This is a genomic window from Nocardia sp. NPDC050697 (assembly GCF_040654395.1).
GTDB lineage: Bacteria > Actinomycetota > Actinomycetes > Mycobacteriales > Mycobacteriaceae > Nocardia.
Genome location: NZ_JBFAHY010000005.1, coordinates 87,612 through 100,501 on the forward strand (window position 1 = coordinate 87,612; position 12,890 = coordinate 100,501).

The 12,890-nt window shown below is 72.3% G+C and carries 10 protein-coding genes, 3 pseudogenes and 1 riboswitch; of the genes and pseudogenes, 8 read left to right on the forward strand and 5 right to left on the reverse strand.

Annotated features, from left to right (window positions below):
* Positions 1-61 precede the first annotated feature (61 nt).
* A complete protein-coding gene (locus AB0H71_RS18975) occupies positions 62-493 on the forward strand; it encodes a hypothetical protein (protein ID WP_357022227.1) in 432 nt (143 codons plus the stop codon).
* Positions 494-552: 59 nt separating this feature from the next.
* On the opposite strand, the gene AB0H71_RS18980 is transcribed toward AB0H71_RS18975, so the two are convergent.
* On the reverse strand, positions 553-795 hold the full coding sequence (locus AB0H71_RS18980; protein ID WP_357022230.1) for a hypothetical protein: 243 nt from the start codon (positions 793-795) through the stop codon (positions 553-555).
* A gap of 1,166 nt (positions 796-1,961) precedes the next feature.
* Positions 1,962-2,112: riboswitch (adenosylcobalamin (AdoCbl) riboswitch) on the forward strand.
* Positions 2,113-2,121: 9 nt separating this feature from the next.
* Here AB0H71_RS18980 and AB0H71_RS18985 point away from each other — a divergent pair.
* The 5 genes from AB0H71_RS18985 (at position 2,122) to AB0H71_RS19005 (ending at position 7,104) form a co-directional block, all read left to right on the forward strand.
* Positions 2,122-3,126, forward strand: a complete 1,005-nt coding sequence (locus AB0H71_RS18985; RefSeq protein WP_357022233.1) for an ABC transporter substrate-binding protein — start codon at positions 2,122-2,124, stop codon at positions 3,124-3,126.
* 29 nt (positions 3,127-3,155) lie between these two features.
* Positions 3,156-4,148: an iron chelate uptake ABC transporter family permease subunit gene (locus AB0H71_RS18990; protein ID WP_357022235.1), complete on the forward strand. Its 993-nt coding sequence runs from the start codon at positions 3,156-3,158 to the stop codon at positions 4,146-4,148.
* Entirely contained in the window at positions 4,145-4,912 is a 768-nt protein-coding gene (locus AB0H71_RS18995; protein ID WP_357022237.1) for an ABC transporter ATP-binding protein, read from the forward strand. The genes AB0H71_RS18990 and AB0H71_RS18995 overlap by 4 nt, the downstream gene beginning before the upstream one ends.
* 25 nt (positions 4,913-4,937) lie before the next feature.
* The gene (locus tag AB0H71_RS19000; protein WP_357022240.1) at positions 4,938-5,954 is read left to right on the forward strand and encodes an ABC transporter substrate-binding protein; all 1,017 of its coding nucleotides are present in this window, start codon (positions 4,938-4,940) and stop codon (positions 5,952-5,954) included.
* Positions 5,955-6,093: 139 nt separating this feature from the next.
* Complete coding sequence (locus tag AB0H71_RS19005; RefSeq protein ID WP_357022243.1) at positions 6,094-7,104, forward strand: PIG-L deacetylase family protein; 1,011 nt, start codon at positions 6,094-6,096, stop codon at positions 7,102-7,104.
* A 20-nt stretch (positions 7,105-7,124) separates the two neighbouring features.
* On the opposite strand, the gene AB0H71_RS19010 is transcribed toward AB0H71_RS19005, so the two are convergent.
* Positions 7,125-7,481 (reverse strand): copper resistance protein CopC, encoded by a 357-nt coding sequence (locus AB0H71_RS19010; RefSeq protein ID WP_357022246.1) that lies wholly within the window; start codon positions 7,479-7,481, stop codon positions 7,125-7,127.
* Positions 7,482-7,893: 412 nt separating this feature from the next.
* Here AB0H71_RS19010 and AB0H71_RS19015 point away from each other — a divergent pair, with 412 nt between their 5' ends.
* Positions 7,894-9,849: a cytochrome c oxidase assembly protein gene (locus tag AB0H71_RS19015; protein ID WP_357022249.1), complete on the forward strand. Its 1,956-nt coding sequence runs from the start codon at positions 7,894-7,896 to the stop codon at positions 9,847-9,849.
* Here the strand turns inward: AB0H71_RS19015 and AB0H71_RS19020 are convergent.
* A pseudogene (locus AB0H71_RS19020) lies at positions 9,807-10,861 on the reverse strand (heavy metal translocating P-type ATPase); the annotation flags it as partial. The gene AB0H71_RS19015 and the pseudogene AB0H71_RS19020 sit on opposite strands and share 43 nt — an antisense overlap.
* A 21-nt stretch (positions 10,862-10,882) precedes the next feature.
* On the opposite strand from AB0H71_RS19020, the pseudogene AB0H71_RS19025 reads away from it, so the two are divergent.
* Positions 10,883-10,971, forward strand: a pseudogene (locus AB0H71_RS19025) (TauD/TfdA family dioxygenase); the annotation flags it as partial.
* A gap of 421 nt (positions 10,972-11,392) precedes the next feature.
* On the opposite strand, the gene AB0H71_RS19030 reads toward AB0H71_RS19025, so the two are convergent.
* Positions 11,393-12,439, reverse strand: a complete 1,047-nt coding sequence (locus AB0H71_RS19030) for an alpha/beta fold hydrolase (protein ID WP_357022251.1) — start codon at positions 12,437-12,439, stop codon at positions 11,393-11,395.
* A 4-nt stretch (positions 12,440-12,443) separates the two neighbouring features.
* Positions 12,444-12,572, reverse strand: a pseudogene (locus AB0H71_RS19035) (hypothetical protein); the annotation flags it as partial.
* Positions 12,573-12,890 lie beyond the last annotated feature (318 nt).

The following is a 12,890-nucleotide window of genomic DNA, read 5'->3' on the forward strand; positions in this document are numbered from 1 at the left end:
GGCGTGAGGGACGAAGCCCCGCCCGGGCCTCGGGCTACACGGGGCGGGGTGGGCGGTGACCATGGCGACGACATGGTTCGTGCGGCTGGGGCTCGGCGACCAGGTAGCGGTGCTGGCCGACCCGGCCGCGCCCTTGTCGCCGGGGCTGGTCGCGGCGGTGTGGTCGGCCACCGAACCGGTCGTCGTCCCGCTGCGGCCCGGTGACGAGACCTCCACCGCCTACCGCCTCGACCCCGCGATCGTCATCATGCTGACCCGGCGCCGCGACCGGCTCCAGCACTGGTGGAGCGAGCTGCAACCGGACCAGCAGGCGAGGTTGCTCGAACACCGCCACGACTGGCTGCCCGAGTCCTACCGCCACATCCTCGCCGACGCCGAAGGAGTCCTCACCCAAAGCACCTGCCCCGAAACCGGTGCCACCCGGCTCCGAGGCTCCCCCCTGACCCGAGTGTTCCTGGAATGGCAGGCCCGCCGCGCCGCCGCTGCCCCCTGAACCGTCGCGCGTATCGTCGGCAGCGTCGTGCTCATCCACCGGGCCGGTGACCCGGCGGGTCACAGCAACCGGGCGTAGGCGCGGCCTTCCCGCATGCCGAACTCCACGCGGCGGGGAAACGGTGAATTGTCGGAGTTCTGGGTCCGCGCGATCGCCGCGATCGCCCAGTCGTGCAGCGACTCCGGCAACCGATGTCTCGACCCATCACCGCAGCCGACGAAGGGATCACCGTGCAGAGCCGGCGCGGTGATCCCGACCTCGACGACCTCGACCACGACGGGGCCGTGCTCGAGCGCCAGCACCGGCAGCCGTCAACCTTCACTCATGTAGCAACCGTAACCGACCGCCCCGGTCCCCATCCATCGGAGTGCGACGACGAGGCGGCCGTGTGGTCCCCTGAGTGCCGGTGACCGGTTGTCCTCTATTCGACCGACATGGCAACTATCCGGCTATCCAACGTGGTGGGGGTGGGATAGAACGGTGCCGAGCGCTCGCCGCGTGCTCACGGGGCGGGTGCGGCCGCGTCCCAGCTCATTCTCTGCGGGTGGACGACACTCCCCCGAGCCGGGGCGCGGCCATCCACTCCGCCGCCGGGCGCGAGCCCGCCCGCGCCCGGCGGCGCGTAACCCGGTGTCCCAGGGGACAACCCCTCGTCCGCGGGGGCTGCTGCGGGGCACCCGGGAGTAGGGTCGGTGGCGGCGCGGCCGGGAAATAAGCAGCCACGGCCGCGCCACCCGGTTACGGGGTGGTGCCGCCGGAGCGCATTCGATCGGTCACAGGTCTTCTGCCCCGGCGGCACCATCCCGGCCGGAGCCCCGCGGCGCGCTCACCCGTTGGTGGGCTGCTGCGTAGGAGAACGCGCGCGTTGGCGATCCCGGCCCTGCCGGTCCCCCGCCGAGTGCGACCGATCGCTAGACATTCGGCGTCGGTGCAGTGTTTACACCGTCAGGGTCGGGTTAGACCGTGCGCAACGTCCGCCCCGCTCATCCCGGGCCCGACCTGCGGTGCGAGCGGGCGGACGGGAGCGCCCCAGGTGCGGCCGTCCAGCACAGTGGCGGCCGATGATCCGGGGCTGCTCCACCCCAGCCCCCCTACCTGCGGACCGGTGCCGGCGATGCACACGGTGAACACGTGAACGGTCCTCGACCGGTCTCCCCCGGCAGGGGCCGCGAACGGCCCAGCACCGAGCTGTTCTCCCTCCCAAGGATGGCGCCACCCCGCCGGATCGGTGGCTCCGCTGTGCTGAGCCGTCCCACCGGCAAGGGCGTCATCGCAAGCGCTGCGGCCATCCGCGCCACTCCCCCTCCGGTGTCACGCGACCGTAACGGTGGGTCAACTGGACCATCCCGGGCGTCGGACCACGCACCTGGACTCACTCCCTGACCCGATCCGCCGGACCGTCACGACGACCATCGAGCCGCTCGTTGACCCGTATTCACCTCGGTCAGTCATGCAATTCGGAGTACCCGGTAGCATCTGCGCTGCGGTCGACGAGGGAACACCGGTGAGAATCCGGGGCTGACGCGCAACGGTAACGGCTCACAGGGCCGGAGCCCGACTACTCGGCGATCGCGGTTTCCGCTTTTCACGGCTCCGCGGCTGAGCCCTGATCGAAGGGTCGACGCCCCATGCGTTCGCTAGGTGCGCTGTTCGCGCTGTCCATTGCCCTCACCGGGTGCGCAGTTCCCGGAGACACCGAGGACAGGGCCGCGGCGCCCGGGTTCCCGCTGACGATCGAGAACTGCGGACGGTCGGTGACGGTGGCGGCCCCGCCGCAGCGGGCGGTCGCGCTGAACCAGGGCTCGACCGAGATCCTGCTGTCGCTCGGGTTGGCCGATCGGATGGTCGGCACCGCGACCTGGACCGATCCGGTGCGCGCGGATCTGGCCGACGCCGCGGCACGGGTGCCGCGGCTGGCCGTGAACAAGCCGTCGCTCGAGGTCGTGCTCGGCGCCGAGCCGGACTTCGTCTCCGCCTCCTTCGGCGGCACGCTCGGCACCGGCGGTGTCGCCGACCGCGACAAATTCGACCAGCTCGGGGTGCCGAACTACCTCTCCCCCACCGACTGCGAGGGCCGCACCTCGAGCGTGAACTCCGACGGCGGCCGCAGCGAGCCGCTGCGCATTGACGCGGTCTACACCGAGATCTGCGAGCTGGCCGCGATCTTCGCGGTGCCTGAGCGCGGCGAGGCCCTGGTCGCCGCGCTCCAGGCGCGGATGGCGGCCGCCACCAAGACGGCGGGGGTGAGCCTGGCGTTCTGGTTCTCCGATATCCGCACCCCCTACATGGCGGGCTGCTGCGGCTCCTCGGGCATCATCGCCGGCGCGACCGGCGCGCGGAACGTCTTCGCCGACACCACCGACGAGTGGCCGCAGGTCAGCTGGGAGAGCGTCACCGACCGCGACCCGTACGCGCTGGTGCTGGCCGATCTGAGCCGCCGCACGATCGACGGCGACGCCCTGGACAGCAAGATCGCCTTCCTGGAGTCGCACCCGGTCACCCAGCGCATGGCGGCCGTGCGGGAGAAGCGCTACGTCGTGGTGGCGGGCGCCGACCTGAACCCCTCGCTGCGCACCGTGGACGGCGTGGAGAAGGTCGCGGCGGCGCTGGCGCAGTGGGGACCGGGGCGCTGACCCGGCGCGGCGGGCCAGCGGTGGCGCTCATGCTGACCGCCGGGATCGCGGTGCTGGTGGTCTCGATCGCGATCGCACTCACCATCGGCCCCGCGAACCTGTCGGTGCGTGAGGTCTACGCGGTGGTCGGCGAGCACCTGGGGTTCGGCGCGGCCGAGGTGAGCCGGATCAAGGACGGCATCGTGTGGGAGCTGCGGCTGCCGCGCACCCTGCTGGCGGCGATCTGCGGCGCCGGACTGGCACTGTGCGGGGCCATCATGCAGTCGGTGCTGCGCAATCCGCTGGCCGACCCGTTCGTGCTCGGCATCTCCTCCGGCGCCTCGACCGGCGCAGTGCTGGTGGCGGTACTCGGCATCGGCGGCGGGGCGATCTCGCTGGCGGCGGGAGCATTCGGCGGGGCGCTGGCGGCGTTCGCGCTGGTGCTGATCCTGGCCGCCGCGGTGGGTGGCGGGACCGCGCGGATCGTGCTGGCCGGGGTCGCGGCCACCCAGCTGTTCTCGGCGCTGACCTCGTTCATCGTGGTCTCCAGCGCGGATGCCGAGCAGACCCGCGGGATCCTGTTCTGGCTGCTCGGCTCGCTCTCCGGGGCGGATTGGGGCGATGTCGCGGTGTGCGGGTCGATCACCGCCGTGGGGCTGCTCGTCTGCCTGAGCCGGGCCGCCGCATTGGACGCCTTCACCTTCGGCGCCTCCGCCGCGGCGACGCTCGGTATTCCGGTGCGGGCGACCAGGGCGTTGCTGCTCGGGGTCACCGCGCTGATCACGGCCGCGCTGGTGAGCGCGGCGGGGGCGATCGGGTTCGTCGGGCTGGTGCTGCCGCACGCGGCGCGACTGGTGGTCGGCGTCAAGCACAGCAGGCTGCTGCCGGTGACGGTGCTGGCGGGGGCGATCTTCACGGTCTGGGTCGATGTCGCCGCGCGCACGGTGTTCGCGCCCACCGAGGTCCCGGTGGGCGTGGCGACAGCGCTCATCGGCGTACCCGCCTTCATCGCACTGCTCTTCCGGAATCGGGCGATGACATGACGCTGCGCGCGGAGGAGCTGCGGTGGACCCGCGGCGGGAACCTGGTCCTCGACGGGGTCACCGTCGCGCCGGAGCCGGGCGAGACCATTGGGGTGCTCGGCCCGAACGGGTCGGGCAAGTCCTCGCTACTGCGGCTGCTCAGCGGGGTCGGCACGCCCGACGGCGGCCGGGTGCTGCTCGACGGCGACGACATCGCCGGGTGGCGGCGCGGCCGGATCGCCCGGCGGATCGCGGTCGTGGACCAGCACGCCGACACCGAGGTCGACATCACCGTCGAGGACGTGGTCGCGCTCGGGCGCATCCCGCACCGGGGCGTCTTCGGCGGGGACGCCGCGGCCGACGCCGAGGCGGTGCGCCGGGCGCTGAAGCACACCGCCATGGCCGACAAGGCCGGGAACCGCTGGCACACCCTCTCCGGCGGTGAGCGGCAGCGCACCCAGATCGCGCGGGCACTCGCCCAGGAGCCCCGTGAGCTGCTGCTCGACGAGCCGACGAACCACCTCGACATCCGGCACCAGCTCGACCTGCTCGCACTGGTCACCGCGCTCCCGGTGACCTGCTACATCGCGCTGCACGACCTCAACCTGGCCGCCATGTTCTGCGACCGGCTGCTCATCCTGGACCGGGGCCGCATCGTCGCCTTCGGCGCACCCGCCGCGGTGATCACCGCCGAACTCGTCGAGCGCGTGTACCGGGTGCGCGCCCGCATCGGCACCGACTGCGAGCACGGCCACCCGGTGGTGTCGTTCCGTCCCGGTCCTTGACCATCCCCGATTCAGAAGGTTCCCGATGAAATCACCCTGCATCGCGCTCGCGATCGCGCTGCTCTGCACCGCCGTCGCCTGCGGCGCCCCCGAGCCGGGCACGCCGGACAGCGCCGCCCCCGGTGGCACGAACTACCCGTTCACCCTGGACAACTGTGGCGTCGAGGTCACCTTCGACGCGGCGCCCGAACGGGCCGCCTCGCTGTACCAGGCATCGACCGAGATCCTGCTCTCCCTCGGCTTGGCCGATCGCATTGTCGGCACCTCGACCTGGTTCGACCCGGTCCTGCCCGCCCTGGCCGCCGACAATGCGAAGGTCCCCCGCCTCGCCGACAACGACCCCTCGCTGGAGACGGTGCTCGGCACCGAACCGGATCTGGTCACCTCGGCCAGCGCGCACACCTTCACCCCGGCTGTCGTCGCCGAGCGCGCCCGCTTCGCGCAGCTCGGCGTCGCCACCTACCAGTCGCCCTCGGTCTGCGCCGGGGCGACCGTCGAGGGTGAGAACGTCTCCCGCACCGCGCCGCTCGGCATCGACACACTGTTCCAGGAGATCACCGATCTGGCCCGGATCTTCGACGTGCGGGATCGCGGCGCACAGCTCGTCGACCAGCTGCGGGGCAGATTGCAGGCGGCGACGGCACGCGCCGACAGCCCCGGCGAGCCGACCGTGGCGTTCTGGTTCTCCGGCATCAAGACGCCGTACATGGCGGGTTGCTGCGCGGCCCCCGGGCTCTACGCCCGCGAGGTCGGCGCCCGCAATGTCTTCGCCGACGCGCGCGAGGACTGGCCCGAGGTCGGCTGGGAGGCCGTCGTGGCCGCCGACCCCGATGTCATCGTCCTCGCCGACCTCAGCCGCAAGCGCATCGACGGCGATGCCCTGACCACCAAAACCGCGTTCCTCGAGTCGAATCCGGCCACCTCTCGCATGCGCGCGGTGCAGAACCGGCGCTACGTCGTCATGACCGGATCCGAACTCGACCCCGGTATCCGAGAGATCGACGCCATCGAGAAGCTCGCGACGGGACTCGCGGCGCGATAGGCCGTTGACGGCTCCCAGCAGCTCGAGGTCGCTGTCGACGGACGCGGGACGAAGATCCCGGGCATCCGCCATGCCTACGGTGCGGCGGAAGCCGACCGCCGGCCGCTCGGCTGGCACGATCGTCGGCAAGGAGGTGACCGTGGCCGAGGCGACCGACCTACCCGTGGGAGTGCGCCGCGAAGCCGCCCCGCCGGAGCGGACGGTGATCGTGTGGACCACCCGGTCACTGCCCGTCCTGTTCGACCTCCTCGACAGCATCGGCTTGCTCGCCGCCCGGCTCGCACCGGGTGACACCGAGGACTTCATTGCCGCCTCCGGACCACCGATGCTGCTGCTGGCCGATCCGGCGCTACTCGACGAACCCGCGACCGCCGTGCTCGACCGCCTCCGCACCCGATCGGGCGCACCGCGGGTCTGCGCGCTGGCCGGTACCGACACCAGCGCCGCGAGCCTGCTCACCGCCATGCGCACCGGGCTCACCGACGTCATCGACCCCGCCGATCCGGCAGCGATATCCGCGCTGCTCGGCCCCGCCGCCGGGCGAGAGCGGGTCCTGGCGATCGGCGCCCACCCCGACGACGTGGAAATCGGGTGCGGAGCCGCACTGGCCCGCCACGCCCTGTCCGGGAACCCGGTCACCGTGCTCACCCTCAGCCGCGGCGGGGTCGGTGGCAACCAGGAGCAGCGCCGCGGCGAAGCCGTCGCCGCCGCGATCACCCTGGGAACACAGCTGCTGATGGCCGACCTGCCCGACACCCGCCTCGGCGAAGCACCCGAACTCGTCGAGATCATCGAAGGCGTGATCGCGCACCTGAACCCGACCACCATCTACACCCACTCCGAGGCCGACAACCACCAGGACCATCGCGCCACCCACCGCGGCTCGATCATCGCCGCCCGCCGCACACCGCGCGTGTTCTGCTACCAGTCCCCCTCCTCACGCAACGCCTTCGCCCCCACCCGCTTCATCCCGTGCGCCGACACCCTCGACACCAAGCTCGCCGCCCTGGCCTGCTACCGATCCCAGTCCACCCGCCACTACCTCGACCCCGAACTCGTCGTCGCCACCGCCCGCTACTGGGCACGCCAGTTGCCCGCCCAGCGCTACGCCGAGCCCTTCGAAGTCGTCCGCGACACCGAACTCCAGTGAAGGGCCGCCGATCACAATGCTCACCGGAGCGCGATGCCGCCCACCGGCGCGTAGAGGAAGCCGTAACTGTCGCGCAGCAGGTGCCCGTCGTCGGAGCGCACCGCGTAGTTCACCGAGTAGAGCCCGGCGGGACCGAGGCCGCGCAGCACGGTCGAAACCTGCCTGCCCGAGACCACGGTCTCGGTCTGGTACTGCACGCCGTCCGGGCCGGTGACGGTGACCGAGGCGTCCTCGGGCAGCAGCGACGCGGCGAAGGTCAGCGTCACCTGCTGCGGGACCACGGTCACCACCGCGGCCGGCCCGGGGTCGGTGCTGCTCAGTGAGGTGTGCGCGCCTGCAGCGCCGATCGGTGCGAGGATCGCCCCCGCTGCCGCCACCGTCAGGACCAGCGCCCGCTACCACGACCTCATACCCGCATCACTCCCTCGAACGATCCCGATTGTCTCCGGGCCGACAGTCTGTCCCGAAATGGCCCGGTAGCAACAGCATTGCGGTCGCCGTGGGCGCAATCCGGTCCGGTCGGGCTTCGCAGCGTGCAGCCGCATCTCGCCGTATCGGCGGTGTGCCGACGGGGTCATGGATTGCTTGCCGGTCCTCCATGAAAACCGGTTTGACACGCTGCGAAGTCCGCGGGGGCCCTCTCCCGTGAGACCTCCCGGACAGTGAGTCGCGCGCCAGCCCTTTCCGGTTCCCGTGTGCGCTGGATTTCCGCGGACTGGGAACTTTCGTGCTTCCCCGCGCGACTACGTCGACCGGGACACCCGCGTCCCGAACCCGACGGGAGGCGATGTGTCCACAGGTGTAGGCCCAATTCCGCGCCGGGTGGCATGGGGCGAGGCGGCAGTGATCGCCGCGGTGATCGTGGCGGTGGTGGCCGGGTACGACGGCGAGCTGCCCTACCGGGCCATCGGCATCCCCTCCCCTGGCTCGGCGCAGATTCTGCCCTCCATCGGGCTGCGGGTGCTGGCGGCGGTGGCCGGTTCGCTGGTCTTCGGGTCGGCGGTGTTCGCGGTGTGCTGCACCGCGTTCGGCGACCGCGGCCGAATCGACGTCACCGGTTTCGCGGCGCTGCGGGTGGTGGAGCGGACCGCGGTGGCGTGGGCGCTGGTGGCAGTGGCGATGGTGCCGATCGCGGCCGCCGATGTCGCGGGGCGCGGTCTGGCGGAGGTGTTCGCGAGCGGCTCGCTCAGCACGCTGATCGGGGTCGGGGAGAAGCCGCGGGCGTGGTTGCTCGTCGCGGTGCTGGCGCTGGTGGTTGCGGTGTTCGCGCGATTCGCGCTGAGCTGGATCCGGCTGGTGGTGCTCGCCGCGGTCGCCGGGCTGGCGACCCTGCCGCCCGCGGTGACCGGCAATGCCGGGGAGGGACCGGGGCACGACTACACCAGTGGCGCGGTGCTGTTCTTCCAGCTCGCGGTGAGCGTGGCGCCGGGGCTGCTGTGGTGTCTGGGTGCGCATCTGGCCCGCGGTGGCGACCATCGCGCGGCTGTGATTCGTCGGGTCCGGGCGGTGACCACGGGTGCCTTGGTGGTGGCGGCGGGGTCAGGGGCGGTGCTGCTCGCGGTCCTCGTTCCGGCCGACGCCCTGCTGACCGGCACCTACGGGCGGCTGGCCGTGGCGGCGGTGGCCCTCGGGTCGGTGACCGGGTTGCTACTGTGGCGGGTGCGTGCCGACGAGCCGCGGTCGACGGCGGTAACCGCGCTGGCGGGTGCCGCTTCGCTCATCGCGCTGGTGCTGGTGAGCACGGCGGCCTGCCTCCCGGCGCCGGCGTTCGGGGATCGGGTGTACACGGCGCACCAGGCGCTGCTCGGTTTCGACATCACCGCGGCGCCTTCGCTGTCGCGGCTGCTGACCTTCTGGCGCTTCGACATGGTGCTCGGCACGGTGGCCGGGGCCGGGGCCGTGCTCTACGCCGTCGCGCTGCTGCGGTTGCGGCGGCGCGGTGATGCCTGGTCGCCGTGGCGGGCGCTGTCCTGGTTCGCGGGCTGCGCGGCGCTGCTGGTCGCGACCTCCTCCGGCATCGGCGTCTACGGCTACGCCCTGTTCAGCCTGCACATGATCGTGCACATGATGCTGAACATGGTGGTGCCGGTGCTGCTGGTACTTGGCGCGCCGATGACGCTGCTGCTGCGGGCGGTACCCCCAGCCGGGCCGGGCGCGCTGCCGGGGGTGCGCGAACAGGTGCTGGCGCTGCTGCATTCGCGTCCGGCGGCGGTGCTCGCCCATCCGGCGGTGCCGATCAGCGCGTTCGTGATCTCGCTGTACGGGCTGTACTTCACCCCCGCGTTCGAGACCCTGATCAAGTACCACTGGGGTCACGTGGCAATGAACGTGCACTTCCTGGTGATCGGCTACCTCTACTACTGGACGATCATCGGCATCGATCCGGGCCCGCGCCGCCCGCCGCACCTGGGCAGACTCGGGCTGCTGTTCGCGATCATGCCGTTCCACGCGTTCTTCGGAGTAGCAGTGATGTCGATGACCACGGTGATCGGCGAGCGGTTCTACCGGAAGCTGGACTTGCCGTGGGGGCTGGACCTGCTGGCCGATCAGCGGATGGGCGGCGGGATCGCCTGGGTGGCCGGTGAGGTGCCGGTGCTGATCGTGGTGGCCGCGCTGCTCACGCAGTGGGTGGCCCAGGATCGCCGCACCGCGGTGCGCACCGATCGGCGCGAGGAGCGGTACGGCGATTCCGAGCTGGACGCCTACAACGCCATGCTCGGCGAGCTGGCCCGATCGCGGCGCTGAGCGGTGCGCACCCGGCGCAGCCGCAGGCTGTTGGTGACGACGAAGAACGACGAGAACGCCATGGCCGCACCGGCGATGAGCGGGTTGAGCCAGCCCAGCGCGGCGATCGGCACCGCGACGACGTTGTAGCCGAACGCCCACCACAGGTTGCCGCGGATGGTGCGCAGCGTGGCGTGCGCGAGGTCGATGGCGTCGGGCACGGTGCCCAGGTCGCGGCGGACCAGGATGATGTCGGCGGCGGCGATGGCCACGTCGGTCCCGGCGCCGATGGCCATGCCGAGGTCGGCGGTGGCCAGTGCGGCGCCGTCGTTGATGCCGTCGCCGACCATGGCGACCCGGTGTCCCTGGGCGCGCAGTTCGGCGATGGCGGCGACCTTGTCGCGGGGCAGCACTCGGCCCGCACCTCGGTGATCCCGACCTCGGCCGCGACGGCACCGGCCGCGTGCGGGTTGTCGCCGGTGAGCACGACGGTGCGCAGCCCGCGCGCGTGCAGCCGGGCGATCGCCTCGGCAGCCGACGGTTTCACGGTGTCGGCGACGGCGATCACCGCCGCCACCGTGCCGTCGACGGCGACGAAGACCGCGGTGCGGCCCGCTTCGGCGTGCCCGGTGTGCGCGGCGGTGAGCGCGGGCGGCAGTCGCAGCGCGTGCTCGGTCATCAGCTGCGCGCGCCCCAGCAGCACGTGGCTGCCCTCGGCCACGCCGCGGGCGCCGAGGCCGGGCAGCGCTTCGAACGACTCCACCTCCGGCAGCGCGCCCGCCCGCCGGGCGTGCTCGGCGATCGCGGCGGCGACGGCGTGCTCGGAGGCGGCCTCCACCGCACCGGCCAGCCGCAGCACGGTCGCCGCGTCCGCGCCGTCGGCGGCCTCGACGGCGACGACGCGCATGCGGCCCTCGCTGAGGGTTCCGGTCTTGTCCAGCACCACCACGTCGATATCGCGGGTGGCCTCGAGCGCCTGGTGGCCCTTGAGGAAGATGCCGAGCTGGGCGCCGCGGCCGGAGGCGACCATCAGCACCGCGCAACCGGGCAGATCGGGGTGCCCAAGACCGGCGCGTTCTGGCACGCCGACTATCAGTTCATGCCTGACCCCTTCGCGCCGGGGAGCGGGTGCTGTACCTGTCGGAGGTTGGAGGAGACGAAGACCAGCGGGTTGTCCGGGTGGTGGTACATGGACTCGTAGTAGGGCACCGGGGTGCCGAAGAGCTCCCCGAGTGCGACGAAGTCGCCGACCGCGAGCCGCTGCCCGCGCAGCACGACGATCTTGTCGTGGTAGAGGTGCCCGCGCAGCCGGGCCACCTCGTCGGCGGACCCCGCCGCCGGATCGAATCCGTGCACCTCGACCCCGCGGCTGCCCGCGCGGGTGACGATCTCCATGTCCACCTCTGTCCTGTGCCGTCTCCGCCGGTTGCGCCCGGTGACCGAGCACGGCACCCTCGTTCGAGCCGACCTCACCGCCCCCGCCAGGAGCCGCTGCTGTCGACAGGAGTAGTCGGCCCGCGGCGCGCCCCGGTTCCCACACGCGCGCACTGGAAACGACGACCGGTCACACCGGGGTGCGGCCGACCTCCGCCAGCGCCGCGTCGATGGCGACGTGTACGGCGGGTTCGGCGATCATCGACAGGTGCCCGCCCGGCACCGCGACGATCTCGGCACCGGGCAGCCGCTCCCGCCACAGCTCGGCCTGGCCGGGGGCGTCGCGGGTGAGCAGGACGGTGACCGCAGGGGTGTCGCGGATGCGGTAGCGGCGCTGGGCCCGCATGCCGAGCTCCCAGAACAGCTTCCGCTGCCGGGCCGGGTCGTGGCGGCGCAGCCCGGCGCCGCAGGCCCGTGCCAGGTCGGCGGCGAGCCGCAGCGGGCGGGGCAACCGAGAGGACGCGGCCTGCTCGGCGCTGAAGCCCTCCTGCTGCGGGGACCAGCGGGCCAGCGCCACCTCGGCGTCGATCACGGTGTCCAGCAGGATCACCCGCGCCACCCGGTGCCCGGCCCGGCGCAGCAGGTGCGCGGTGTGCAGCGCGACGGCGCCGCCGAAGGAGTGCCCGAGCAGCATGTACGGGCCTTCGGGCTGGACCGCAGTCACCGTGCGCAGGTGCCGTCGCGCCGCGCCGGGCACCGTCCAGGAGGCGAGCGCACGGCCCTGCAGCCCGTGCGCCTGCAGGCCGTGCACGGCGACCCCGGCGCGCAGCGCGGAGGTCAGCGGGAGGAACCAGGCGACGCTCGCGCCCGCGCCGGCGAAGCAGAACAGCGCCGGGGTGGCGCCGGGGCGCAGCAGCCGGTGTGCGGCGCCGCCCGCGCGGAATTCGCGCCGGTGCCGGTCGAGCAGCCGCGCGGCCTGCTCGTCCAGGGTGGGGTCGTCGCGGAAGTCCGCCGGTTCCAGCGCCCGGACCAGGGCCTGCCTGGAGCGGGCGAGCACCTCCTCGACCGCGAGCGAGCCACCGCCGAGCGCGGTGAATGTGTCGCCGGGTTCCGGGCGGGTGCCGAGTACCTCGGCCCACAGCGCGGCCAGTTCGTCGCGGGTGGCCGTGTGGCCCTTTGATCCCGCCGATCGAGGAGTGCCGCCGGAAAGTGGTGTAGCGGTAGGTCCATTTGTCAACCGCGGCAAGGAGTTCGGCCTTGTGGGTGAAGGTGTGACGGTAGCTGAACTCGTGCTTGAACGTCGACCATAACGACTCGGCGGGACTGTTGTCCCAGCAGACTGGTAGCTCCCATCGACCGGCGCAACCCATGCCGGGCGCACGCTCGTGCGGCCAGAGCGGCGGTGAATTCGCCGCCGCGGTCCGAATGCAGAATCGTGCCGGCGACCTGTCCGCCGCGCACGGCTACGGCCTGCTCGATCGCGGTCTCGACCACGTCGGCACCGACAAGACCTGGGCGGTGCGCGTGCCGTGCCCGATCAAAAGACTCCGGCAGCGCCTCGGCGCGACCATTGAGGTGCCGTCGGGCCGGTTGCAGCGGTCACATCCGGCCGCCGCGGGGCGTATCGGCCGTGCCGTAGAGCGGAACGCCCCGTTCGGGCGCGGATTCGCCCCGAATCGCTCGACCTC